The 21938-nt window shown below is 46.7% G+C and carries 17 protein-coding genes; 1 reads left to right on the top strand and 16 read right to left on the bottom strand.

Features of this window, described 5'->3' with window-relative positions; genetic code table 11:
* Positions 1–30: 30 nt before the first annotated feature.
* From hemZ to WMO29_RS00400, 16 genes are all read right to left on the bottom strand, one after another.
* Positions 31–1488 (bottom strand): coproporphyrinogen dehydrogenase HemZ, encoded by a 1458-nt coding sequence (gene hemZ / locus WMO29_RS00475; protein WP_349163297.1) that lies wholly within the window; start codon positions 1486–1488, stop codon positions 31–33.
* A gap of 17 nt (positions 1489–1505) precedes the next feature.
* On the bottom strand, positions 1506–2132 hold the full coding sequence (locus tag WMO29_RS00470; RefSeq protein ID WP_178039917.1) for an MBL fold metallo-hydrolase: 627 nt from the start codon (positions 2130–2132) through the stop codon (positions 1506–1508).
* Between the two features lie 19 nt (positions 2133–2151).
* Complete coding sequence (locus WMO29_RS00465; protein WP_349163577.1) at positions 2152–4449, bottom strand: RelA/SpoT family protein; 2298 nt, start codon at positions 4447–4449, stop codon at positions 2152–2154.
* A 43-nt stretch (positions 4450–4492) separates the two neighbouring features.
* Positions 4493–4921, bottom strand: a complete 429-nt coding sequence (mscL, locus tag WMO29_RS00460; protein WP_178039915.1) for a large conductance mechanosensitive channel protein MscL — start codon at positions 4919–4921, stop codon at positions 4493–4495.
* Between the two features lie 22 nt (positions 4922–4943).
* A complete protein-coding gene (locus WMO29_RS00455) occupies positions 4944–5468 on the bottom strand; it encodes an adenine phosphoribosyltransferase (protein WP_178039914.1) in 525 nt (174 codons plus the stop codon).
* 194 nt (positions 5469–5662) lie between these two features.
* Entirely contained in the window at positions 5663–6616 is a 954-nt protein-coding gene (locus tag WMO29_RS00450) for a hypothetical protein (RefSeq protein ID WP_349163296.1), read from the bottom strand.
* A gap of 180 nt (positions 6617–6796) precedes the next feature.
* Entirely contained in the window at positions 6797–8515 is a 1719-nt protein-coding gene (recJ, locus tag WMO29_RS00445; protein ID WP_349163295.1) for a single-stranded-DNA-specific exonuclease RecJ, read from the bottom strand.
* Positions 8516–8711: 196 nt separating this feature from the next.
* Positions 8712–9875 carry an RNA-guided endonuclease InsQ/TnpB family protein gene (locus WMO29_RS00440; RefSeq protein WP_349163294.1) on the bottom strand — a complete coding sequence of 388 codons (1164 nt, stop codon included), beginning with the start codon at positions 9873–9875 and terminating at the stop codon, positions 8712–8714.
* On the bottom strand, positions 9814–10461 hold the full coding sequence (locus WMO29_RS00435; protein ID WP_349163576.1) for an IS607 family transposase: 648 nt from the start codon (positions 10459–10461) through the stop codon (positions 9814–9816). Before WMO29_RS00435 ends, WMO29_RS00440 begins: the two co-directional genes overlap by 62 nt.
* A 117-nt stretch (positions 10462–10578) precedes the next feature.
* Complete coding sequence (locus tag WMO29_RS00430; RefSeq protein ID WP_349163293.1) at positions 10579–13626, bottom strand: type III restriction-modification system endonuclease; 3048 nt, start codon at positions 13624–13626, stop codon at positions 10579–10581.
* Positions 13610–14701, bottom strand: a complete 1092-nt coding sequence (locus WMO29_RS00425) for a PDDEXK nuclease domain-containing protein (RefSeq protein WP_349163292.1) — start codon at positions 14699–14701, stop codon at positions 13610–13612. Before WMO29_RS00425 ends, WMO29_RS00430 begins: the two co-directional genes overlap by 17 nt.
* A gap of 13 nt (positions 14702–14714) precedes the next feature.
* A complete protein-coding gene (locus tag WMO29_RS00420) occupies positions 14715–16580 on the bottom strand; it encodes a site-specific DNA-methyltransferase (RefSeq protein ID WP_349163291.1) in 1866 nt (621 codons plus the stop codon).
* A gap of 1 nt (position 16581) precedes the next feature.
* Positions 16582–17427 carry a hypothetical protein gene (locus tag WMO29_RS00415; protein ID WP_349163290.1) on the bottom strand — a complete coding sequence of 282 codons (846 nt, stop codon included), beginning with the start codon at positions 17425–17427 and terminating at the stop codon, positions 16582–16584.
* Entirely contained in the window at positions 17424–18071 is a 648-nt protein-coding gene (locus WMO29_RS00410) for a DUF4391 domain-containing protein (protein WP_349163289.1), read from the bottom strand. The genes WMO29_RS00415 and WMO29_RS00410 overlap by 4 nt, the downstream gene beginning before the upstream one ends.
* Before the next feature lie 23 nt (positions 18072–18094).
* Positions 18095–21325, bottom strand: coding sequence for a helicase-related protein (locus tag WMO29_RS00405; RefSeq protein ID WP_349163288.1), 3231 nt, complete (start codon positions 21323–21325; stop codon positions 18095–18097).
* 32 nt (positions 21326–21357) lie between these two features.
* Complete coding sequence (locus tag WMO29_RS00400; RefSeq protein ID WP_349163287.1) at positions 21358–21594, bottom strand: helix-turn-helix domain-containing protein; 237 nt, start codon at positions 21592–21594, stop codon at positions 21358–21360.
* Between the two features lie 74 nt (positions 21595–21668).
* Here WMO29_RS00400 and WMO29_RS00395 point away from each other — a divergent pair, with 74 nt between their 5' ends.
* Entirely contained in the window at positions 21669–21935 is a 267-nt protein-coding gene (locus WMO29_RS00395) for a hypothetical protein (RefSeq protein WP_349163286.1), read from the top strand.
* The last annotated feature ends 3 nt before the right edge of the window (positions 21936–21938 follow it).

Below are 21938 nucleotides of genomic sequence, written 5' to 3'. Positions count from 1 at the left end.
TACCTCCGTAATTATTCAGTACCTGAATAATTACATCAGACCATTTTTCAGCATGAAGCTATGCTTCCGTTCGATCATCTCGTCAATGCGTTCGATATACTGCTTCACGTCTTTGACATTCTCCACGCGTTCGATATGGTCAGACGCGAAGACGAATTTCGTAGAAGCTCCTGCGCCTGCCGCCAGAATGGTCTGCTTTTCTTCCATAATCAGTATATTGTAAATTCCGGCTTTGTCAACCTTTGCGTAGCCCACATTTTCAAAATTACCCGCCATATTCTTCTGACGGTACAGATAATAGGGATATACGCCCTGTTCCACACAATACCGATAGGTTAAGTCCATGATCTCCTGACTGTTCCGAAGCCCCATCTCCTCATAGGTATCCCGGAACAGCTTGAGTCTGGCCGCCCGCTTGACCGCCAGGGAATGGACGGTGATACTGTCCGGATCGAGCTTTCTCAGCTCCTCCATGGTATGGCGCACATCCTCAATGTCCTCGCCGGGAAGTCCCACAATGAGGTCCATATTGATATTGTCGTGGCCTGCCTCCCGTGCCATAGAAAAGGCCTGCTTCGTCTCCTCTACCGTATGCTTCCGGCCAATGAGATCCAGGGTCTTCTGATTCATCGTCTGGGGATTCACGGAGATACGGGTGACCTTATGCTCTTTTAAGACCTTCAGCTTCTCCGGGGTCACGCTGTCGGGACGTCCGGCTTCAACTGTCAATTCCTGTAAATAAGTAAAATCGAAATTCTGCTCAATACAGATCATGAGCCGATCAAGCTGCTCCGCCGTCAGGGTCGTGGGCGTACCGCCGCCCACATACACGGTATTCAGCTTCCGGCCCGCGTAAGCCTTTCCGAGGAACGCAAGCTCCTTAAAAAGCGCCGCCAGATAATCCTCCACCTTCTTCTCCCAGAGCTTGATCGGAGAGGACGAAAATGAACAGTACAGACAGATGCTGGGGCAAAACGGGATGCCCACATAGAGACTGTAGCCGTTTTCATAATCCAGATTTTTCAGGACCTCTTTCTCCCGGTTGGCAATGGAGATGGCGAGAGCCGCCTTTTCCTTGCTGCAATCATAGGTATCCCACATATACCGGGCGATTTCCGGATTGCTCCTGCCCTCCTCCAGCATGGCCATGGGAATCTTCGTGGGCCGGATACCGGTCAGGGTGCCCCAGGGCAGGGTCTCACCGGTAAAGGCGCAGAGCTTGTCGTACATCAGCTTCTTTAACTGATTCTTTACCGCTTTCCGGTCCGGATTTTCCACATAAACATGGCCTTTCTCCTGAAAGGCCCCATTCTGAATGATAGAAAAGCTGATGTCCCGGTCGGTAACTTGCACATCCATCTGAACCGGAACCGCTTCTGTGAAGGCTTCCTTAACACGGACCTGAACCTCCTCGCCGCCGTAAAAGGCCTGAATCAGCGAATGAATGTCATACGCAAAGCTTTCATCATTTATCTTAACTTCAACCATTTATCTTATCCTTTTTCTTATCCCAGATAGGGGTTGTAACGCCGCTCCGCGCCGATGGTGCTTTCTTCCATATGGCCAGGGTACACCTTTGTCTCGTCCGGCAGCGGCGTAAGCTTCTCTTTGATGCCCCGTACCAGTGCGCTCATGCTTCCGCCCGGGAAATCGGTCCGTCCCACAGAGCCTGCGAACAGGGTGTCTCCGGAGAACAGCACGCCTGCTTCCGCGCTGTAATAACAGCAACCGCCCGGCGTATGGCCCGGCGTCGCAAAGACATGGAACTCCATGCCTGCCACCTCTATCACCTGCTCATCTTTTACCCACACGTCTGCGGCAAACGCCACGCTTTTCCGGAAAAGCGCCGGAGACAGATTCTGCTCCGGGTCTGCCAGCAGCTCTTTTTCCGCTTCGCAGGCATACACGGGGATCTCAAGCTTTGCCTTCAGCTCCGGTACGCCCAGCATATGATCCGCATGTCCATGGGTCAGAAAAATAGCTTTCAGATCCAGTCCCTCGTCCACGGCCCTTCGAAGCACCGCCTCCGGCCGATCCGCCGGATCGATGACGATGGCCTCCTTCGTGGCTTCATTTATGACAAAATAGCAGTTGGTCTGTATCTGACCAAGCACCATACGTTCTACTTTCATCTTATCCTCCAGCGGTTCATCAGCCGGTGGCGCGCTCCACGTCCATAACGCTCTCCACCTGATACAGCTTCTCCGCAATCTTCTGCAGCTCCTCTTTGCTGCTGATCTCAAAGGTAATGGAAATCGTCGCCGTTCCCTGCTTGCTGGTCCGCACATTCATCTGGGTCATATCGATATTCCGTTCGGTGAAGATTCTGGAAATATCTACCAGAAGTCCGGTCCGGTTATTGGCATAAATCTTAATTTCAGTCGTGTATTTTTCTCCGGAGGAGGCAGAACCCATATCCTGCCACTCCGCGTCGATAAGTCTGGCACGCTCGGACTCCTGCAGACACATGATGTTGACGCAGTCAGTCCGGTGAATGGACACGCCGCGGCCACGGGTTACATAGCCCACGATCTCATCGCCCGGTACCGGGCTGCAGCACTTGGAGAAACGCACTGACACATCGGTCAGTCCCTTGACGATGATGCCGCTCTTGGACTTGGCCAGCTTCAGCTTCTTGTCACTGTTCTCGGTGACCGCCTCCATAACCTTCTCATCGGTGATCTCCTTCTTGTGGATCTTCTCATACTCTTCCACCATCTTGTTGACCACCTGGCCCTCTTTCAGGCCGCCGTGGCCGATGGCCGCCAACACGGAATCCCAGTCCTTGAAGCCGTATTTCCGCATTACCAGATTCTGGAATTCCGGCTTCATGATATCGGACATATTGATGCTCTTGGCCTTGCAGTACTGGGTCAGCATCTCCTTGCCCTTTAAAATATTATCCTCTTTAAACTGGTTTTTAAACCACTGATTAATCTTATTCTTCGCCTGCGTACTCTTGACCACATTGAGCCAGTCGCGGCTGGGTCCGCGGGAATTCTGAGACGTAATAATCTCAATGCGGTCGCCGTTCTGAATCTTGTAATCGATGGTCACAAGCTTTCCGTTGACCCGGGCGCCAATCATCTTATTACCCACCGCGCTGTGGACGCTGTAGGCGAAGTCGATGGGCGTGGAACCGCTTGGCAGTGTCTTCACGTCTCCGGAGGGCGTAAAGCAGTAGACGCTCTCGGAGAACAGATCCAGGTCGCTCTTTAACAGATTCATAAACTCCCGGTTGTCAGACATGTCCCGCTGCCACTCCAGAATCTGGCGCAGCCAGGTCATCTTCTCAGCCTCCTGCTGATCCACCGGTTTCTTGCCGTCGCTGCTCTCCTTGTATTTCCAGTGGGCGGCGATACCGTACTCGGCAGTCTTGTGCATCTCGTAGGTACGAATCTGAATCTCGAAGGGCTGGCCATTGGGGCCAATCAGAGTGGTGTGCAGAGACTGGTACATATTGGCCTTGGGCATAGCGATATAGTCCTTGAAGCGTCCCGGAATGGGCTTGTACATTTCATGGATGATACCCAGGGCCGCATAACAGTCCTTGACCGTCTCCACGATAATCCGGACCGCGAATAAATCGTAAATCTGATCCAGCGTTTTGTGCTGGTTCACCATTTTCTTATAGATACTGAAGAAATGCTTTACACGACCGTCCACATGGGCTTCGATGCCTGCGTTGTCCATGTGCTTCTTTACTTCCGCCACGATACGCTGGACAAAAGCCTCCCGGACGCTCCGCTTCTCGGCAATCTGCTCCTTCAGCTCGTAATAAGCCTCCGGCTCCAGATATTTCAGCGACAAATCATCCAGCTCATTCTTGACCTTCGAAATACCGAGACGCTGGGCGATGGGCGCGTAGATGTCCATAGTCTCCCGGGCCTTTTCCTTCTGCTTCTCGGGTTTCATGTACTGAAGGGTCCGCATATTGTGCAGACGGTCGGCCAGCTTAATCAGGATGACACGGATATCCTTGGCCATGGCCAGGAACATTTTACGCAGGTTTTCCGCCTGAATCTCGATCTTATCCGCAGAATAGGACAGCTGTCCCAGCTTGGTGACGCCATCTACCAGAAGGGCCACATCGTCGCCGAACTCCGCCGCGATCTCTTCGGTGGTCATGACCGTATCCTCCACCGCGTCATGCAGAAGTCCTGCCACGATGGTCTCCTTGTCAAGCTCCAGATCCGCCAGGATAATGGCCACGCACAAGGGGTGAATGATGTACGGCTCTCCTGATTTCCGAAGCTGTCCCTGATGCGCCTCAGACGCGATCTTATAGGCCTTTTCAATCATCGAGATATCGGTGGACGGATGGTACTTGTGGACGCTGGCGATCAGCTCTTTGTAGAGGACATCCGGACTGGTGAAATCCTGCATTGCCTTCACATTCTCGTCGTCCCGGTTCACTTCCATATCTCTGTTTTTTACACCGATTTTCATCTCTGCCATAATCAACACCTGCCTTTATTTATCCCCGGTAATTTTATTGTAACTCAGATGTGCAATGGGGACATCTGGTCGCCTGAATATCTATCTCAGACATGCAATAGGGACACTTCTTGGTGGTCGGAGCGGGCGCTTCCTCCTCCTGCTTCTTCAGCATCTTGTCCTTAGCGGTATTCATGGCCTTGATGATGCAGAAGATCACCAGCGCGATCAGCAGGAAATTAATTACAGCGGAAAGGAATGCGCCGTAGTTCAATGTCGCCGCATTGTCGCCCACGCCGAAGGACACGGACATGCCGGCGATATCAAAGCCGCCGGTAATCAGGGAGAGCACCGGCATGAAAATATCATTTACCAGAGAATTGACTATCGCGGTGAACGCGCCGCCGATGATAACACCGACTGCCATATCCATGACGTTGCCCCTGGAAATAAACTTCTTAAATTCCTCGAAAAACTTCTTCATCTCACTCGTCCCCCTGTATTATTTATTTTCCATCGTAACGGATGACAGACGCCACATCGTAATCCTTCAGACGCTCCCGGCCCTTCAGGCCTGCCAGCTCCATCAGGAAAATGATCTTCACGACCTTGCCGCCCAGCTCCTCCACCAGCTTCGCAGCCGCCTCGATGGTTCCTCCGGTGGCGATCAGATCGTCCACCAGAACGACTCTCTGGCCCGGCTTGATGGAATCCTTGTGCATCTCGATCTCCGCGGTACCGTACTCCAGATCATAGGAGCGGGAAACGGTCTCGCAGGGAAGCTTGCCCTTCTTCCGCACCAGTACGAAGGGCTTATGCAGATTATAGGCAATCGGAGTACCAAACACGAAGCCTCTGGACTCTGCTCCTACGACCACGTCGAAATCCACGCCGTCCAGCAGGGCCTGCATGGAGTCAATGGCCAGATGAAGGCCGTCCGCATCCTGCAGTACGGATGTGATATCGCGGAAAATAATTCCCTCCTCCGGGAAATCCGGTATGCTTCTGACGTATTCTTCAATCTTCTTCATGTTTCTTCCTCTTCTTTCCTTTTTTTGTTAAATTTTAAAAACAAAAAACTACCGTCCTGTCAGCACGGTATTTACATACTTGCCCATTATAGCATGATTCCCGGTGTTTGACAAGACAGGGGGCCGGATTTACGGGCTTTGTAACGCCAACGGCCCGTCTGCGTTTTTACAGGCCGGGCCGTTTTTTTCGTTTCTTAATGCAGTTTGCAGATGGTTCCTGCCACCTTGTCCCTGCGCATGGCGTTGCGGATGGTGGGAATGGCGCCCAGAAGCAGGAAGGCGTATACCAGTACCAGGTTGCCCACATAGCTGGTCGCATCGATGATCTCCTCAGACAGAAGCAGCGGTACCAGACGGTAGCCGTAGAAAACGTCTACCTCCAGCTCTCTGGCAATCATGATGCCCCAGTCGAGGCGGTCGCCCACATAGGTCATGATGATCATAATCACTACGCTGATGATGATACCCTTCTTGGTCAGCTTGCCGCCCAGAAGCTCGTAGCCCTTCAGCGCGCAGACTGCCATGATGACGCCGGACAGGGCTGCCACATAACCCATCTGGCTCAGCAGAATGATGCTGGCTACGCCGAGCAGGGAGCCTACCAGCGCGCCTACGACGCCGCCTACCAGGTTTTCCTTCTTGTTCTTCTCATTTGCAGTGTAAGCCGCCGCGTTCTCGCTGACCTTGTCGTAGCACTCGTCGCAGAGGCAGATGGAATTGCCTGCCACGTAAGCTGCTCCGGTCTCCTTGGCCTCGCCGCAGAGCTCACAGCCATTGGTAAATCCTTCCAGCTTCAGCATGTCCAGGAAGGCCGGAAGGGAGTCCTGCAGAACGCCCTTAAGCTTCTCCATATTTTTACACTGCTTCAGGGTCATCCGGACAGTATGCTTTTCCTGTACGATGCCCATGACGCCCTTATGCTCCTTGCGGAACTGTTTATCCTGTTCAAGCTTCACGCCATTCTCAGACACACCGACCGATACGCAGACCATACCGTACTCGATACCCCGGCCATTGTCCAGGCCGCTGATGCGAAGCGTAAAGCCATCCTTCTCTCCATAAACCACACAATACTCTTCGTTGAAACGCAGGCCCAGAAACTGAGCGATTTCCGCGTAACGCGCTTTTATCTTCTTGTTTACTGACATAACGTTTTCCTCCTCGTTGTCTTTTTATTTTGGAAGTTAAGGGTTATTATAGGACACCGATTTTCTATATACAACCCTTTTCACAATTTTTCTCTGTTTTTTGCACAATTTCAATAATTTAATCTGTTAATTTTCTACTTTTTTCCATTAAATGTGCTTTCGCACCAGATCCATCGTTTTTTATCTCCAGCTTTCAATGACCGCCTGTACGGTTCTCCTCCCCTGAAATTCATTGATTTCCGGGTAATAGAGCAAGCAGACGGTGTCTTTGCTTTCTATGTAATGCAGGTCAGCTTCCACGTCGCCGAAGCTGATGCCCTCCAGGCGGCTTCCTTTGTCGTCCTCCAGGACAGTCTTCAAGACGTTGCGGTTTTTACCGATGACGCGGGCGCTTTTCACCCGGACGTTCGCTGCCGCGAACAGGGGCTTATCATTTTCCTTGCCAAATGGCTCCAGAAGCTCAAGCTCCTTTATAATCTGTTCGCCTGCATACTGAATGGGCAGGACGGCGTCGTAGGACAGCTTCGGAATCAGATCTGCGTCGGTCAGGCGACAGTTTTCGTTCAGGCGCTTCCGCAGGAGTTCCACATTTTCCGTGGGGATGGACAGGCCTGCCGCCATGGGGTGGCCGCCGAATTTGGTAAATAATTCCGCCACCTTTGTCATTTCCTCGAACATGTGGTAGCCGGGAATGGAACGCCCCGATCCCTTCACGCCCTCCTCACCGTCGGTCAGCACGAAGCAGGGGCGGAAATAGCGCTCCCGGATGCGGCCTGCGATGATACCGGCCAGGCTTTCGTGGCAGTCGGGCAGGTAGACCACCAGAACCTTATCCTGACCCAAATCGGTCTCTTCGATAAGGCGGATAGCCTCGGTGGTTCCCTTCGCCGTCAGATCCTTCCGGCTGTCATTCAGGGCTTTCAGATCCCCGGCCAGCTTTTCCGCCTCGGTCTTAGAGGACGCGCCCAGCAGCTCCAGTGCCCTCTTTGCAGTGTCCAGGCGGCCACTGGCGTTGATGCAGGGGCCGATAACGAAGCCGATGTGGTAGGCGGTGAGCTTCTTACCCTCCAGGCCGTTGACAGCTAGCAGAGCCCGGTAACCCGGGTTGGTAGTATCTGCTAACTGTTTTAATCCGTATTTTACCAGAATCCGGTTTTCACCGGTCAGATCCATAATGTCGCCGATGGTGGCCACGGCTGCAAACTGAGCCAAATCGAGGAATTCTTCCCGGGGGACGCCTGCCTCCTGATAGAGTACCTCCACCAGCCGCCAGGCCACGGCTGCGCCGCAGAGCTTTTTGTAGGGATAGGGGCAGTCAGCCTGCTTTGGGTTCACAATCACATCCGCCGGGGGCAGGATCGTGGTGCGGGTGCTGTCCTCTGCTTCCCGGTAGGGTATCTCATGATGGTCGGTGACAATGACGGTCATGCCCAGTTCTTTTGCATAGGCGATTTCTTTGGCTGCGGCGATGCCATTGTCGCAGGTAACGATGGTGTCGATACCTGCCTCCTTCGCCTGCTCAATCAGGTGCTCATTGATACCGTAGCCGTCCTTCAGACGGTCGGGAATCACCGTGTCCACCTGCGCGCCCACCCGGCGCAGGCCAGTCACCAGGATGTGGGTGGCGTTCACGCCGTCAATGTCGTAGTCGCCGATGATGCGGATGGACGCGCCCGCCCGGATTTTCTCAAGCAGCAGCGCCACGGCCTCCGTCATGCCCTTCATAAGGCGGGCGTCCGCCAGATCGTCCAGGGTGCCGTAGAGATAGGCCCGGACCTCTGCCTCGCTCTCCCCGGCCCGGCTGCGGATCAGGCGCATGGCCATGGGGCTCATGTGAAACTGCGCGGCCAGCTCCTGGTTGCCTTCGATTCTGGGGGCTTCTATCCACTGTTCCTTCATATATGTACAATCTGCCACTCAAAATGTGTGTAAATATACTCACATCGAGATAATGTAAACTCTCACAAGTTTTACTTACTGTTTCATCGTGTATGCTTTGGATTGACCAAAATCATATCTACTCACAAGTTCTTGTACACTCCACAGTCGTTAATTCCCGCGTAAGCCCACGGTACATACCTACGTTTGCGTTTATTTATGCAACTTCGTAAGTCGTAGCATCTCTCAGATTAAGTGCAGCATTGAAATCTCTGTCTTCGATATAACCACAGTCACATCGGAAGATTCTGTCTGAAAGTTTTAAGTCTTTCCTGATAGCTCCGCAACAGTGACAAGTTTTAGATGATGGATACCATCTGTCTACCACACGAAATTCAATTCCGCTTTCCTTGCATTTAGCTTGAAGTTTTGTTCTAAATTCATAAAACTTCTGCGAAGCAACTGCCTTTGATAGATGTTTGTTCTTCATCATTCCTGATACGTTTAAATCTTCAATCGTTATATAAGATGGTTTGGTTTTCACTATCTCTGCGATTGTTTTGTTGATATAGTCAGTACGGATATTGTCTATTTTATGATGAAGTTTCTGTACCTTGAGTTTTTGTTTCTCTATATTCGCTCTTTGAGTGGACTCTCCTTTCTTTAAATTTTCATACTTTCGAGAAAGACTTCTCTGTTCTCGGATAAGCTGTTTTTCAAGTTTCTTTAATTTTGCAGATTTGTTAATATTCTTATAGGTTTTACCATTAGAAACAATGGCAAATTCCTTTAATCCAAGGTCAATGCCAATTCCTTCCTTTGAATGATTGGCTATTTTGTTATTTGGAATTTCTATAAGAACTGAAACATAGTATCTGTCAGCTTTTATTGAAACATGACCGCTTTTAATCACATACCCGTCTTTGGTCGTAGGAAAGTATCCTTTTTCTTTCATACGAACCCAGCCAAGTGATGGAATATTAATTCTGTGTCTTTCGCATCGGCAATCCTTTGGATTATTCTTTACGAAATACATCTTCACATCAGATTTTCCTTTCTTTTTAAAATTAGGAAAAGCACTTTGATGTTTAAAAAATCTGGTAAATGCGACACAACCATTTTCGATTGAACGCTTTACAGATTTTGAACTGACTTCCTTAATCCATAATTTATCTGGATTTTGAGGAAGATACTCATTGTTCAGCCAGACACTAAAACTTTTACCACTCATAAACTTTTCTCCATTGTCATGAAGTTCTTTGTTATGGGCGAGATAGAAGTTGTAAATATATCTACAGGTTCCTATTGTTTTACGAATCTTAACTTTCTGTTCCTCTGTCGGATTTATTTCCGTCTTGAAGCTCTTTAGCAATGTCCTCATCCTTTTCTATTTGGTTTTTATACTTACGAAGCCCGTACAACCTGCAAGAAAACACCTGGAGTATTGAAACAATATCCTGCACAAGTTCTTCTTGTGGTGATAATGCTTCATTATTTACCACCACAATGGTTGTGTTAAACTTCATACAGAATTTTTCAAACCAATCATAACCAAACCTAATAAATCTATCTTTGTGGGTTACGATTATGGTTTTGATTTTTTGCTCCATTACTTCATCTAATAACTCATTCCACTTTTTACGATTGTAATTAAGTCCACTCCCATAATCTTCAATACATTGGTCTACAATGATTCCTCTGGCATTACAAAACTGTCTTAAAAATGCGACCTGGTTTTGTAAATCATCTTTTTGGTTTCTCGTAGACACTCTCGCATAAATAACTACTTGGCGTTGGTCATTTTCGGTATTTATGCCTTTAAATTGAAGATACTGGTCGTAAGTGTAATAACGCCTATCCGTTGGAGTTCGATTTGCTTTTAGAGTTCCTTCCCTATCCCAGCGTTGCAATGTCTTAACAGACACGCCTAACAATTCAGCAAAATCTTTTGGCTTGTAATTTGTGATATTTGGTGTGTTCATAATAGCTTACTCCTTTGAGTATATTTAAACACATTTGATCACATTTATCAATTATTTTAATTTCTTAACATTTTCTCCTGTAAATCATAGTTCGTATGTATTTTACTTCGTAACCAAATCCATCAGGCTCTGATAGCTATCCACTACATCATAGACCACTTCACCATTGCTGATTGCCTTAAAATGCTCTCTTGCGCAGTGAATCTTGGATTCCTCAATCAAACGCAGCTGCATCGAATTCATAGAGCCCTTCGTTTCGGCCACAAAATAAATATGCTTGACCGTTCCCTCATAAAAGGCAATCGCCCAGTCGGGATTATAATGCCCTACCGGTGTCGAAATGTAGAATCCGTCCGGAAGTTTCACATAGACCGCAACATTTGTATTTATGTCCAGTTCTGTAGCAAATTTCTGCTCATTACTGGAGTCATATACAATATGGTCGTACAGGTGTTTCTTTGCCTTCATGGCATTCACACCAAGGCGTCCTTTTATGGTCGGATCCGTGAAAACTTCTGTGCCGTAATGGTCATCCATCACATCGTAGGTAATGTGCTCAATAATCGCCGTGGCCTTTTCATCATTGATAAGAGCCGCAGCCTTAATGATAAATTCCTCCGGATTATCCTTAAACTGATGGAACACACTCGGTTGAATCCCCTTCAGAATCTGAATAACGGCCTTGCGAGTGAGCCCTGTTTCCTCTACAAGCTTTCCAATCAGATCGTATTTCACATTCGTGCTGGCAGTTACGGTATGACCATAGTTTGCAGATTTCTCTTTCACAAAAGAAGCTCCTGATACCAGTTCTTCCTTGGATTTAATTGTCTCCATGGTTCCGGTTTCCACCTTGAAGACGATTTTTGATACTCTGAGTTTACGATCAAGGGACTGAACGGCCTTGCGGATCAGCTCTTCGGTATCAAAGTCAACCACATAGGTAGATTTGGCATTGATCTTCGCCCACAGTGTCTTAAATTCAGGCATAGCGAGCTTCTTTTCATCTACATGCAGCTCCACATTGTTGCTTCTGGCATTTTCGGGCATCATAGATTTGCCGTCATAAATAGTGTCAATAATCTCAATCACAGAAGCAGCGGAATCTGCCACTTCCTCGGCAACCTTGATTTCATGATTAGCCTTGTCGGCATAGTATTTATCTGTGAGGATGCCTTTCTTATCAATGTAGCCGTTGACGATCAGGTCAAAGTGGATTGCTCTTGCCGTATCCTGATCAACGACCTGTTCATTACCCTTATCATCCTGAATTACCTTGCCAACAAACAATTCTGCCGTAACCGCGCGAGGACGGTCTGCCACTGCTTCTGCAATTTCCGTCTGTAAGCCCTTTGCAAAGCTGTCGTAGCTTTCGCTGGCAATAACGGTCAGCACATTGACATTCTGTACGTCTTCGCCCAGTACATTGGCGTCCATGCGCTCGCCGTCCTGATTGACGCAGAGGCGCAGTCCCCGTCCAACTTCCTGACGTTTGCGTACTTCACTGTTGCTCTGCTTCAAGGTGCAGATTTGGAATACATTCGGGTTATCCCAGCCCTCTCTCAGGGCAGAATGGGAGAAGATAAAGCGAACCGGAGAACGCTTTGGATCTCGATCCAACAGCAGTTCCTTATTCTTCATAATCAACTCATAAGCATCCACATCATCTGTCGTAGTTTCCTTACGACCTACCTTAGAGTCAATCATCTTCCCTTTTTTGTCTATGGAAAAGTATCCGGCGTGAGTCTTCTCAGCGGGAATCGCCTGCAAATACTTCATGTAGTCATCCTCACCGATGCCGATCTGCAAATTACCAATGATATCATTATACTCTTCCATAAACATCTGAGCATAAATACCGTCAGCCGCCTGTCCGGCTTCATCATAAACACGGTATTTTGCCACTTCATCAATGAAAAACAAGGAGAGAACCTTGATACCTTTATAGAACAGCTCCCGTTCTCTCTGTATATGGGACAAAATCGTCTCCCTGATTTGAATACGGCGTAACTGATCCTCGCTGACTTTTCCGATCACATCCCCGGCATAGATTTTGATACCGTTCAGAAATTCCACTGAATCATCGCGTCCGTCGATACGGGACACCACAAAACTCTGTTTATACTCCTCCATACTGCCGGAGTTATCATATAGATTGTATCCTTCCGAAACGGTACGGGTAATTTTGCGAATACCATTTGCCCCCTTATAATCAAACTGAATCGTTGCCGTAGGCGCAGCCTTGGAAAGGTTGATACTCTCCAGATATACATAGCTTTCCGTTGCAGTACTGCCGGATTCTGAGACACCCTTTACGGCAATCTTCTTTACCAGCCGCTTGTTATATGCCTCCATCGCATCCAGACGGTAAACCATGTTATAAATGCTGTCGCTCTTATGGGTCGCGGAATAGCGCAGGGTCAACAGAGGATTGAACTGCTTTAGGTTTTCCTTGGTCTGCTTTCCCTCCACGGACTGAGGCTCATCAATAATCAAAATCGGATTCGTCTTAGCAATGATGTCAATCGGCCTACGGGACCGGAACTCATCCAACTTCATGCTGATACGTCTTGCATCCTTGCCTCTGGCATTGAACGCCTGAGAGTTGATAATCATGGCACAGATAGAATTATCCGACGCAAAACGATCAATCTCTGTCAGCTGAGCAGAGTTATAGATAAAGAAGCGTACCTTCTTGCCATATTCCTCAGCAAAATGCTCCTGCGTTACCTGAAAAGATTTGTATACTCCCTCACGGATGGCGATCGACGGCACGACAACAATAAACTTACTCCATCCGTAATGCTTGTTCAGCTCATACATGGTCTTGATATAGGTATAGGTCTTGCCGACACCGGTTTCCATCTCAATGGTCAGGTTGAAGTGTCCCTCAAGCTTTGCAGACGGCTTGAGCTGATTCGCCCGTTGCACCTTTTGCAGGTTTTCCAGAATGATACGGTCGGAAAGCTCCGGCAATATCTTGTGGTTGCTCCATCCGGTGAAATCCTCTTTATCAGTCAACGTCTGCTGGTAAAAGCCGTTGCCTCTGTCCATCATATAAGAAGGAGTCAGATATGGCTGTCCGGCAAAGACATCCACCACGGCCTTTGCTGCATCAGCCTGAAATTTCTGATGCTTAAATCGTAGTCTCATCGTCTTCGCCTCCATTCTCATCTGCCATCTGTTCTTCCAACAGCTTTTGCAACGCTTCCTTACTCGGCAGCACTGTCTCATACTTGCTTGCAAAAATCTGCGTATTATCCTCTGGCAGAGTCATTTCTACAACGGCGTTGTTCTTGTCACTGCACAGTATGATTCCTATCGTTGGATTCTCATCCGGCAGTTTCACCTTCCGGTCATAGTAATGAACATACATCTGCATCTGGCCAATATCCTGATGCTTCAATTCGCCGATTTTCAAATCAAATAGAACAAAACAACGCAACAGACGATTATAGAAAACCAAATCCACCATGAAATGCTCTTCATCGAACGTAAACCGTACCTGCCTTCCGATGAAGGCAAAGCCGGTGCCAAGCTCCAGCAGGAACTGCTGCAAATGGTCGATGATACGGCTCTCCAGCTCGCTCTCAGAATATTCCGGTAGTTCCTTCAGGCCTAGGAATTCCAATACATACGGGTCTTTGACCGCATCTTCCGCTTTCTCAACCTTCTGTCCTTCCAGCGCCAAACGGTAAACCTTATCCTTATTTGTACTAAGGGCAAGGCGCTCATAGAGTGAACTTCCATATTGCCGTTTCAACTCCGCAAGGCTCCAGTCATTTTTTACAGATTCAATTTCATAAAAATGGCGCTCGTCTATGTTGTCTATCCGCATGAGCTTGAGATAATGAGACCAGCTCAGATAAAACTTTCTGCCGGTACTGACTGCAGGAAGATTTTCGAATTGGGTAAACACTGTTTCCCCAATTTGATCATGCAAATAAACGTTATAAAATCGTCGCATGAGCTTCAGGTTCTCTGCAGAATATCCCTTGCCGTATTTTTCGCTAAGATATTTTGACAATTCCTGCAAAATTTGCTTTCCATAGGCGGCTCTGTTCTGACCGTGCTGCTCTTCTTCTACGATCATTCTGCCGATTTCATAGTAGGCATAGACCATAGCGAGATTAACGGCAGTTTTGGCATTCTTTCTGGCCTGCGCCAGAACCTCAGAAACATTTTCCAGAAAGCTTTGGTTAATCGGGGTGATTTCGTTTTTGCTCATACTCTGCCCCTCCTTACAGCACTTTCACAGACGTATCCGGTGCCAACTCTTTGAAAATCTGGGTCACATTGATTTTGGCCGGACTGCCTGCAAAGCTGCTGTCACGGAACACGACGCGCAGCGGCTGGCGTTTCGCGATTGTCTTCATCACGCTGTCAGGGATATTCTCATCAAAGCAGGCAATCAAATCACCGTCATTGTAGTTGTGCACGGTGCAGCCTTCGATATTCTCAGACTGATACGGCAGCGACAGCGGTAAGCCCCACTCCAACAGGCAGCCAAATAGCAGATCAAGGTCGGTACGGTCTTCCTTAATATTGCTCTCCAACTGTTCCAGTAAATTCTGCTGATAATCCGCAGGTGCATAATACACGTCCTTCATGTTGGTGTCATCCAGCTTCAGGACGCGGAAGCCACCGTCAAACTTTGCATCCGGGTGTTCCTCGGCAATCTTCTTGGCTGCACGGCGGATACGCTCCTTGCCGATTTCGCAGATATTGGAGTAACCAGCTTTATAGGCCTCACTCTTTTCATCACAAGGTTCAGGCAACTGCACCATAATAAATTTGCGGTTTCCAGTGTCTTCAGCATTTTTACTCATAACAGCATGCGCTGTCGATGCTGATCCCGAAAAAAAGTCAAGCACAATAGAGTCTTCTTTCAAATTGGCTAGCGTAAGAAGTCTCTGCATCAAACGTTGTGGCTTAGGTCCGCTAAAATAACCTCCATCCAATAATTTTGAAACTTCCTGCGCCCCCTCTTGGCTATGCCCCACATCTTTAAAAAACATAATTGAGGTTGGTGCCATTCCGTCGTGTTTTAAATCTGTAAGAAATCTCTTTATTCTTGGAACACCATTTCCATCTGGTCCAAACCAAATTCTATTATCTTGGAGTCTCTCCAAAAATGATTTTTTGGAGAGACTCCAGCAGCGACCTGCTGGAGGCTCTATTACTCGCCCCGAAGGGGCGGTAATAGGATAATCACATTCGGCATTATACGTTTTCACAGAAATATCGCTTGACATCCACACGCCACGAGGATCATTGTCTGGATTAGAATAACGAGCATTAGCTTCCTCGGTTCTCGGCAATCTTCCAATGACAAACCGAGTTATATCTTTTACGTACATGAGAACGTAATCATGACTATTTGATATAAAGCGTGCGTCATTTTTTGGTGAAAAAGCACGTTCCCACACCAGTTGTGCTACAAAGTTCTGACCACCAAACACCTCACTGCAACATTTTTTCAAGTTTTCCTGTTCGTTGTCATCAATGCTGATGAAGATAACACCATCATCTGTCAGCAAATTTCTTGCCATCATCAACCGAGAATAAATCATGCTACACCAATCGGAATGAAATCGCCCATTGGTATCCGTATTCTTGAACATACGGTTCCCATCTTCATCATACACGCCACTATCCTCGTCATATTCTGCGGCGGACTGCTTAAAATCATCTCGATAGATAAAGTCGTTTCCCGTGTTATACGGTGGATCGATATAGATCATCTTTACCTTACTGAGATAGCTTTCCTGCAACAGTTTCAGCACTTCCAGATTATCACCCTCTATGTAAAGGTTCTCTGTGCTGTCCCAGTTGACGCTTTCCTCCTTGCAAGGTCGTAACGTCTTGCGAATCGGTTTGTTAGCCTCTACGATAGCCGCCTTTTTGCCTACCCAGGTGAATTCATAGGCTTCATCGCCCTCCACCACATCTCCGGACAACATCTGCCGCAGCAGTTCGAAGTTAATGGCTTTCTTCGGCTTGCCGTCTGCACCCTTCGTCTCAGTAATGCAGTTCGGGAATAAAGCCCCGATTTTCTCTATATTCTGCGCAGTCATATCAATGGATTCCATACGCATTTTGTCCATTTTATTTTCCTCCTAAAAATTTTTGAACATGGCTCATATTCACCAAACAAACTGGACTATTTATCTTTTCATCATATTCAATATTTATATCAAAATGCTGTTCATACCTATTTGAATAAATATCTTCATAATAGAATGAGAGTATATATTGTCCTAAGTTTGCGCTATTTCTTGAACAATCCTCTGAAAACAAACGAAACATCATTGGTGTATCTTGCTTTAGTGATATGGTTGGTAAATACCTTCTATTCTTCTCATCTGTTTCTTTACGATTTAAACCATATCGCATTCGTATCGCAGCGCCATTTCCAACATTTTCAATTTCAAATGGCACACAAATTTCATCTATAACCTGCATACTGCCACCATTACCACAGGAAACCCATCTCATCCCACCATCATCAAGCAACTTTTTCTGAGCTTTTGTTAGTCCTGTCTTGTATTCAATTTTACCATTTTCCAAAATACAATAATAATCCTTGAGCTTGTATTCCCGATATCCTTCTATATTATCTGCGCCAGTATTTGCAACGGTTGATTGTAAAAAACTTCTATGTGAGCTTGTTTTCAGCATATCAATCACAATAAACGGCATGGATCTATCTCTGACATCATCCCTATAACTTTTTTGGCTATACTGTATCGTAATAAATATTCCATAAATTGCGATTACTGCCGCAATTAGTGTTCCATAATAAGACAGCATTGCTGAAGCATCCCATTCTGCAACAAAAAATCCTATCGGTGGATGCAATTTAAAGAGAACATTTATTATCATTGGGCCTATCAAAACAAATCCCAATACCAACAAGATGCTCTTTTGATTTTTCTTTATCCATTTCTTCATATAAAATCTATCTCCCTTAACTTTTTTATCTCCGCCTTCAGCTCCATCTTCCGATTTAGCTGTTTTTCCTTCTTCATTTTTGTTTCCAGCGCAACAATCTGCTTTTCGATCTGCTCCCGCTGTTTCTGCTGTTCCACACTTTCCTTCAGCGTTGTGTTTTCGTTGCCGACAAGCCGGTCTCCTGCGATCTGCCGGATGAAATTCTCATATACTGCATCGATCGTCAGGCCTTCCAGATGCAATGACAATTCTTCCTCTGTAAGCCACTCTGTCCGGTAATAGCGTTCGACCTTAAACGCTGCCTTGCCGGAACTGGAAGCCTCCTTATATCCCATAGCTGCCTGATATTTTCTGTCATATTCCAGCAGGAACAAGATGTGATAAGGGATCTCCCGGTCAATCAGGCGAAGGATATCTTCATCAAGATCAGGTGAAGTAAGCCTTATCTCAAACACCTCAATCTCTGTGACCAACTTACCGGGTGCAAGGTTCAACGTGGTCGCTGCCAGCTTGTTTCGCCAATAAATACTTTTGATCTGCTCCGTGAATGCCGTTTTCATTGCAGACGTGACTGACAGATTTTCGTAAAACTTCTGCTTTGGAATCCTCTTGTTGAACTCCGTTGACTTTGGCAAACCCAGCACGGCTCACACCCCCTCACACAAGATCATTTCACAACTAAGAAACAAATCAACTCAAAATCATCCAATCCGGACACCGCGCTCATCAGGGCAGATGTGCCTCCTGCGGAGAATAAGCTGTCAATGTCACTTTCTTCTTTTACATCAATGATGGATTTGATTGCCTCGCTCAGGAGCTCCGACATATCCGCCATATTACGTCCGTCGTCTGTTTCACGATTGAAGCGCTCATATACTTCCGCTATAGGCTTGCTTTGTCCGCGGCAAAGCAGGCGGACATCATCCAACAGCTTTTTCGGATTCAGATAGTCGCAAATGATCTCTCCATCTGCGGCGATATACACCATATAAAACGGATGGATTCGATTACGGTTGTCCACATTGACGCTATTGTTGATGTTTTTCAGAACAAAGATTACACCCTCCGGCAACTCCTCCGTGGCGGGAACAACCGCATGAAGTCCGCGCGGTTTCTTATCCATATCGCCGTTGTGCTTCATATAGTCCAACAAGTCGAGCCGGAATTCATTCAAGCCCAAATCCATGATAGAGATACCGTCGGACATATCCTCAATGTCTACGACTTCTTCCTGGAGACGCTTAAGCTGTGCTTTGCGGTATTCCAGGTCTCCTTGCTCCTCTGGATTGATCAGATCATCATCACCCGTGGAAGTCATAACTGTAATCTTCATACGGGTCTCTACGCGAGACTTTAGATTGATATAGTCGTCCAATGTAAGATCCGGCCAGAAATTCACAAGCTGAATTACCTTATTCCTGCTTCCAATACGGTCGATACGTCCGAAGCGCTGAATGATGCGAACCGGATTCCAGTGGATATCGTAGTTGATGAGATAATCGCAATCCTGCAAGTTTTGACCTTCAGAGATACAGTCTGTGGCAATCAGAATGTCAATCTCATTTCTGCTGTTCGGCATCAGCACATCACGGTCTTTAGAAACAGGTGAGAAGCAGGTCAACACATTGTTCAGGGTTGCCGGAAAATCCTTAATCGTTGTCCGCCCATCGATGGTGCCGGTAATAACTGCCGTGTTGAGTCCGTATTTATCTTTCATGTACATGCTCACATGGTCATATAGATACTCTGCCGTATCTGAGAATGCAGAGAATATGAGCACTTTTTTATTATTCAGGTTGATAGGATGCACAATCTTTTCATCCAACAGGCGCAGAAGCTCTTGCAGCTTCGTGTCATGCTCCGGCGTAATATCAGCTACCATCAAAGTCAGCAGTTCCAATACTTCTGCATCCTGCTGTAATTCCTTGCGCCAGCTCTTCCAGTCCATATCCGCAAGCTCGATTTTAACCTTTTTACCAACTGTAAAGAACTCAGTATTTTCGTCATCGATATCCCAATCATCCCTGCCTGCTTCATACATAGAAATGTCAGCAGAACCGTATTTTTCAAAGCAATTGATAGCCTCGATCGTTCCACCTATCAGTTCCTTGATGCGCGTCAAAGTCAGCTGAAAGGAGTTGACAGAGCTTTCCAGTCGTTTCAAAAGATTGATGCTCATAAGGCGCTGAATACCACGTTCACGTCCAGTCTGCGTCAGATTCTCGCTCTTGTTATGGGTGAGGTCTTTATACTTTTGCAGCTTACTTGGGAAGATATAGTTCGAAGGCGTGTATACGCACAGCGTCAGTTGCATCAGCTGCTCATAGATCTCATTATAGTTAATAGCATTTCCCAAATCTGTAAGATTCGGACGGAGTGAGATTGGTTTTAATCTCTCCGGGAACTTTCCAATCTCTTTCGTGTCATAATATTTTTCAATATGCTTGCGCGAACGAGCAATAGTCACACTGTCCAGGAGCTCAAAGAAATCAAAATCCAATGTGCGCAGCAGTGCGTCTGTTGTACGCTGTTCCTGATCGAGTTTACTCCACGCGTTGAAAGCTTTCTGCGCCTGTTTGAAAATGTCTTCAAGACTCTTGGTTGTATTCAACCGTTCATCCAGATTCTCAGAATTACCCTCATAGGCTATTGCAAGCTGATTCTTCAAGTCTACAAAGCGATTGTTGACCGGCGTTGCGGAGAGCATCAGAACTTTCGTCTTTACACCGGCACGAATGACCTTTTCCATCAGCTTTTGATAGCGGTTTTCCTGCGTGTTGCTGTGTGTTCCAATACCATTGCGGAAATTATGCGACTCATCAATGACGATGAGATCATAGTTTCCCCAGTTAAGGCGGCCCAAGTCAAGACCATTGGACATGCCACCATTACGAGACAGGTCGGTATGAAACAGAACATCATAATTCAGACGATCCGCAGCAATAGGGTTATTAACATAGTTGTCTTTATAGGTATTCCAGTTTTCGGCCAGCTTCTTTGGACAAAGAACAAGGACAGATTTATTACGATTTTCATAATATTTCACGACAGCCAGCGCGGTAAAAGTTTTACCAAGACCAACACTGTCCGCAAGGATGCAGCCGTTATAGTTTTCAAGCTTATTAATAATCGCAAGTACAGCATCCCGCTGGAAATCATAGAGCATACTCCAGATTTTACTCTGCTTAAATCCAGTTGCTTCATTGGGCAGCACATCCTCAGAGATATCGTCCAGGAACTCACTGAAGACATGGTACAAGGTCATAAAGTAGATAAATTCCGGAGGATTCTCTGCATAAACCGTGCTGATATTTTCAATCACCACATTCGTGACATCCTGTATTTTTTCACGGTTATTCCACAACTGTTCAAACAGCTGCATATACTGCTGGGCAAATGGAGCCTCCATACAGTTGACCATGTTGTAAGTGTTGTTGCCGCGCTCACATCCAATGTCTACTGTGGTGAATCCAGACATTGGCATATAAGCTGTCTGCGCATTTTTCGCATCGACGGTCATGAAGCCCGTCATGTTTTCTCCGGTCGTATTCGACTTAAATTTAGCCTTTCTTCGGATCCAATCTGCACATTCCCTGGCAATCGCACGCTGGGTCATCTCATTGCGTAGCTTAATCTCAAATTCTGTACCATACAGACTTGTTTCTCTGGAAAGACGGGGGATATAAAATTCTCGCTTCTGCTTCTCTACTTTTTCCTTTACAAAGGTTGGTGACGTGAAAATAAACCGGAATTCTTCTACGGTTTCCAGCTGTTTCTTTAATTCCTGGTATGCATACATGGAAAAACAAGCTGCTGCAACAGATATCTTGCTTCCCCGTTTTATCTCCACCCGCAAATCATCGCGGACAGTATTCGTAATGTTATCTAAAATTTTCATATCATCTGCTCACCCAATTGCTCATTTTGGCTCTATCTTACCTTTTTATCCGTCCCATTACCTGGACTATCAGGTATAATTTCCAGGATATCATCCACTGTACAGTTCAATGTGAGACAAATTCTTGCAATAACTTCCAGGGAAACTATCTCGTCTCTTCCCATTTTGCTTATGGTGCTTGGACTCACATCTGCCAACTCGCATAATTCCTTTTTCATCATTTTCCGGTCAATAAGAATTTTGAATAATCTGTTATAGGAAACTGCCATATCATACCGCCTTCTTCATTCGTTTCAACGCTCACAACTATAAAATCTTATTGTAAAATTATAGCACGTTTGCTTTGTTAAGTAAACCAATCCTGGTGACTTCTCACAAGTATGAAGCTTTAAATGGAGCGATAAATGAAGCTTTAACTGATAATCAGAAAATGCTCCTTGATATGCTGCGCAATGATCCAACAATTACGCAAAAAAATCAGGTATCTAAATTAGATTCTGCTCTTTTGGTCAGCCGATATCCAAAAATAGATATGCAATCTGATAAAAGAAACAGTGCAGGAAGATTTTTCTGTCCTGCACTGCTTTCCATTCTCTACTATTCTTTTTAGTTT

Origin of the sequence: Laedolimicola intestinihominis (assembly GCF_040096155.1) — a bacterium.
Lineage (GTDB): Bacteria > Bacillota > Clostridia > Lachnospirales > Lachnospiraceae > Laedolimicola > Laedolimicola intestinihominis.
The sequence above is the reverse complement of the archived record's forward strand: the minus strand, read 5'-3'. Positions and strand labels throughout refer to the sequence as shown.

Coding starts and splice junctions, on each gene's coding strand:
- hemZ (WP_349163297.1), bottom strand. CDS start 1,488: ATGGTTGAAGTTAAGATAAATGATGAAAGCTTTGCGTATGACATTCAT.
- WMO29_RS00470 (WP_178039917.1), bottom strand. CDS start 2,132: ATGAAAGTAGAACGTATGGTGCTTGGTCAGATACAGACCAACTGCTAT.
- WMO29_RS00465 (WP_349163577.1), bottom strand. CDS start 4,449: ATGAAAATCGGTGTAAAAAACAGAGATATGGAAGTGAACCGGGACGAC.
- mscL (WP_178039915.1), bottom strand. CDS start 4,921: ATGAAGAAGTTTTTCGAGGAATTTAAGAAGTTTATTTCCAGGGGCAAC.
- WMO29_RS00455 (WP_178039914.1), bottom strand. CDS start 5,468: ATGAAGAAGATTGAAGAATACGTCAGAAGCATACCGGATTTCCCGGAG.
- WMO29_RS00450 (WP_349163296.1), bottom strand. CDS start 6,616: ATGTCAGTAAACAAGAAGATAAAAGCGCGTTACGCGGAAATCGCTCAG.
- recJ (WP_349163295.1), bottom strand. CDS start 8,515: ATGAAGGAACAGTGGATAGAAGCCCCCAGAATCGAAGGCAACCAGGAG.
- WMO29_RS00440 (WP_349163294.1), bottom strand. CDS start 9,875: ATGAGGACATTGCTAAAGAGCTTCAAGACGGAAATAAATCCGACAGAG.
- WMO29_RS00430 (WP_349163293.1), bottom strand. CDS start 13,626: ATGAGACTACGATTTAAGCATCAGAAATTTCAGGCTGATGCAGCAAAG.
- WMO29_RS00425 (WP_349163292.1), bottom strand. CDS start 14,701: ATGAGCAAAAACGAAATCACCCCGATTAACCAAAGCTTTCTGGAAAAT.
- WMO29_RS00420 (WP_349163291.1), bottom strand. CDS start 16,580: ATGGACAAAATGCGTATGGAATCCATTGATATGACTGCGCAGAATATA.
- WMO29_RS00415 (WP_349163290.1), bottom strand. CDS start 17,427: ATGAAGAAATGGATAAAGAAAAATCAAAAGAGCATCTTGTTGGTATTG.
- WMO29_RS00405 (WP_349163288.1), bottom strand. CDS start 21,325: ATGAAAATTTTAGATAACATTACGAATACTGTCCGCGATGATTTGCGG.
- WMO29_RS00400 (WP_349163287.1), bottom strand. CDS start 21,594: ATGGCAGTTTCCTATAACAGATTATTCAAAATTCTTATTGACCGGAAA.